Genomic DNA, 602 nt, shown 5'->3' on the forward strand with positions numbered 1-602 from the left:
CGGGCAAGAGCGTCTACTTCATCCCGCTCGCCGATCTGATCGCTTCACTGACCAAGGCTGAACGCGAGGGCACGTTGCGCGAGAAGATCCGCTTCCTATGCCGATCCTCCCTGCTCGTCGTCGACGAGATCGGGTATCTTCCCGTCACGCCCGGCGGCGGCAATCTCTTCTTCCAGCTCGTCAACGCCCGATATGAAAAGGGTGCCATGATCCTGACGTCAAACCGCGGCTTCGCCGAATGGGGTGATGTCTTTGGCGATCCGGTGGTGGCCACCGCGCTGCTCGACCGCCTTCTTCACCACGCTGTGGTCATCCAGATCGAGGGCTCCAGCTATCGCATGCGACAGCACGCCGACCTGCTGCCCGAGCATGCGCGCATGGCACCGTCCAACAACCCGCCGCCCTTGCCAAAGCGGCGCGGCCGCCCGCCAGCAAAGGAAAAGCCCGATCTCCATCACGGCTGATCACCGACACAAAGTAACCGACCGGTTGAGGCCGCCTGCCTTGCTGTGATGTGAGCGCGTAAGAGACGTCCATAAGGACGTCGTTATGGACGTCCTGAGCCAAAGCGAGGGACGGCGGTGGAGATATTGGGCCGGGAA

At 62.3% G+C, this 602-nt stretch carries 1 protein-coding gene; it reads left to right on the forward strand.

The genetic code is table 11. The annotated features are described in order from the left end of the window. A partial coding sequence (locus tag EWH12_RS22060; RefSeq protein WP_165363717.1) for an ATP-binding protein occupies nt 1–464 on the forward strand: 464 nt, incomplete at its 5' end. Nucleotides 465–602 lie beyond the last annotated feature (138 nt).

The organism is Sphingobium cupriresistens, assembly GCF_004152865.1.
GTDB lineage: Bacteria > Pseudomonadota > Alphaproteobacteria > Sphingomonadales > Sphingomonadaceae > Sphingobium > Sphingobium cupriresistens.